This is a genomic window from Corallococcus sp. AB030 (assembly GCF_003668965.1).
Lineage (GTDB): Bacteria > Myxococcota > Myxococcia > Myxococcales > Myxococcaceae > Corallococcus > Corallococcus exiguus.
This window is the reverse complement of record NZ_RAWQ01000410.1, coordinates 1-2,531: the sequence shown is the minus strand read 5'-3', so window position 1 is coordinate 2,531 and position 2,531 is coordinate 1. Positions and strand designations below refer to the sequence as shown.

The 2,531-nt window shown below is 71.0% G+C and carries 3 protein-coding genes; 1 reads left to right on the top strand and 2 read right to left on the bottom strand.

Annotated features, from left to right (window positions below; all coding sequences use genetic code 11):
- Nucleotides 1-250: 250 nt before the first annotated feature.
- Entirely contained in the window at nt 251-661 is a 411-nt protein-coding gene (locus D7Y15_RS43090) for a response regulator (RefSeq protein ID WP_121756184.1), read from the top strand.
- 12 nt (nt 662-673) lie between these two features.
- On the opposite strand, the gene D7Y15_RS43085 is transcribed toward D7Y15_RS43090, so the two are convergent.
- Together D7Y15_RS43085 and D7Y15_RS43080 are read right to left on the bottom strand one after the other, a co-directional pair.
- Nucleotides 674-1,279, bottom strand: a complete 606-nt coding sequence (locus D7Y15_RS43085) for an outer membrane beta-barrel protein (protein ID WP_120577302.1) — start codon at nt 1,277-1,279, stop codon at nt 674-676.
- On the bottom strand, nt 1,276-2,364 hold the full coding sequence (locus D7Y15_RS43080) for a hypothetical protein (RefSeq protein WP_147452081.1): 1,089 nt from the start codon (nt 2,362-2,364) through the stop codon (nt 1,276-1,278). Before D7Y15_RS43080 ends, D7Y15_RS43085 begins: the two co-directional genes overlap by 4 nt.
- Nucleotides 2,365-2,531: the final 167 nt, after the last annotated feature.

The window sequence follows — 2,531 nt, the reverse complement described above, 5'->3', positions numbered from 1 at the left end:
GAGACTCGCGCGGGATGGGAAGTAGCGGGTTGGAAGGCGCGCCGCCACTCTGGCCCGCATGGCCGCAAGAAGCCACGGGCGCGGACGATTGGCTGCCTGGCGGCACGGCGTGCCAGCTGGACGCGGGGCGGATTGCTTTGAGGGGGGCTCGGGCGTTACCTGCTCCACCCATGCCCTGGATCCGCCCTGCCATTGGTTGTCCTGTACCGCCCTCGGGTGGGAGTTCCGCATCCTTCCAGGCGTTGGCCCGCTGATGCGGGTCCTCGTCGTCAGCCCGCATGCGGCGTCCCGTGCGCTGCTCAGCCGCTTCCTGGACTCGGAGCCGGACGTGGAGGTGTCCGCCACGGGCGAGCCCGATGACGCCTTGGCCTCCATCGCGGAGCACACGCCCGCGCTGGTGGTGGTGGACCTGCGCCGTCCGGACGAGGACCACCCGCTGTTCCTGGGGCTCTTGCGCAAGCGGCACCCGTCGCTGCCGGTCATCTCGCTGGTGCCCGGCCGGCTGCGCATCTTCGACGGCCGCTCCGAGCGCGTGCGCGAAGCCCACGGCGACACCGCGGAGGCGCTGCACCACCTGATGGGGTCGGTGCTCCAGGCCACGCGAGACCTGCTGGCCCAGCACCTGCTGCGGATGTTGCGCCCGCCGGTGGGACGGGCCTGAGCCACCGCTCGACTACAGGCGCAGCCGGTAGCCCAGGGCGGCGAGCACCGCGCCCGCGTTCACGTCGCCGGTGGTGAGGAAGTCCACCGGAGCGAAGTGGAACTTCGCCTCCAGGAAGGCGCCGCCCGGACCCAGCGGCAGCTCCGCGCCCGCGAGCGCCTGGAAGCCCAGCCCGCCGCCGCTCTCCGAGGTGGTGCTGTCGAACGACTCCACCGTCGCGCGGTGCAGGTACAGGCCAGGGCCCGCGCCCACGTAGGGCGTGAGCGGACCGAGCGCGCGGGGGAAGCGGAACACGGCGGACAGCTGGATGGCCACCTCGCGCTCGGCGAGCGTGTACGGCGCTTCGATGGGCTGGCCCAGGTTGTCCATCTGGGGCCCGCGCAGCGTCCCGCTCGTGGAGGGCCGGTGGTAGTTCACCTCCAGCACCAGCGCGAGGCGCCGCTGGAGGAGGGGCGTGAGGTAGCCCACCTCGCCGCCCAGGAAGAGGTCGCCGCCGAGCGACGTGACGGGCTTGATGAAGCCCACCTTGGGCGCGATGAAGAGAGGGCCTCCGTTGTCCTTCTTGGAGGAGGGGGCGGCGGCCAGCGCCGCGGCCGCGAGCAGGGCGAGGGCGTTCATGGGGAGACGGTGAAGCCGGAGGACGCGGGGAGGGTTCCGAAGGCGCCGCTGGGGTCCGCGACGATGAACCCGTAGGTGCCGGGCACGATGCCGCCGGGACACGTGGGATCCGTGACGGGCCGCGAGTCGAAGCCCGAGCAATTCGGCACGGTGGCCCGGAGCTGCGACGAGGAGACGAAGGTCACGTCGTACAGCGGGATGTTCACCGTCTGGCCGGGGTCCGTCTTCACGGGCGCGACGAGGTACACGTCGTGGGTGCCGGTCGTGAAGGGCTTCGACGCGCCGGACGCGGTGTTGGTGAGGGTGATGACCGTGTCGCTCTTCGCGGGGCCGCTCGCGGGCGACACGGAGAGGGCGCCCAGCCTCGGATAGGTGATGGTGAGCGCCTGGGGACGCGTGACGGAGCAGCCCTCGGGGTTGGTGAGGGTGAGCGCGTAGGTGCCTTCCGGTGTCGCGGGAGGCACTTCGGTTTCGATGCGCGTGTCGGAGACGATGGTGAGGGTGAAGAGGGGCTGATCCTCTTCGCCCTGCCGCTGAAGGACGATGAGCGGCAGCGCGTCCGAGCGGAAGCCGCTGCCTTCAATGACGAGGGGGCTGGCGGCGTTGTAGCGGAAGCCGTCGGGCGCGGTGAGGTTGGTGATTTCCGGCGGCGGCACGACGCGCAGGGCATCCTCGAGCTCGGAGGTGCCGCCGAGGGGGTTCGTCACGGAGACCGAATAGGCGCCGGGCGGGAGCGTGTTCGACGGCGTGCTGTCGCGGGTGGGCAGGTCCATCCGCATGAGCTCGGTGCGCGCGAAGAAGAGGTGGTCCGCGGGGAGCGTGTAGTCGGTCGGGCCGCTCAGCGAGACCAGGGGCAGCTCCACGGACGGCGTGTCGGTGAGCGCGTCGCGAGGCACGGGGATGAAGCGGCTGCCGATGAGCTCCAGGCGCCATCCCGCCGTGCCGCCACCGGCGTTGCAGACGCGCGCGGGGGTGATGAGCCGCTGCCGCGGATTGATGAGGCCCTCGAGCTTCGGGGTGGTGCCTTCGGTCGATTCAGAGCAGGCGACCAGGCTGAGCAGTGCGGCGGCGACCGGAAGGCGCACGGGTTCCTCCATCATCCCGTCAACAAGGCTGTCACACGTTAGGCCGGGGCCCCGGAGGGTCAGGAGTTTTTTCCGGCTCCGAGCCCACAGCCCGGCTCGTCCTCCGGGGTCGGTTGACGCAAAGGACTGATATCTCAGGGGAATATCTCGCGAAGGAGCGTCGGCAC

What these genes read in the sequence shown, in the direction of transcription:
- D7Y15_RS43085 (WP_120577302.1), bottom strand. Translation starts at nt 1,279, where the DNA reads ATGAACGCCCTCGCCCTGCTCGCGGCCGCGGCGCTGGCCGCCGCCCCC.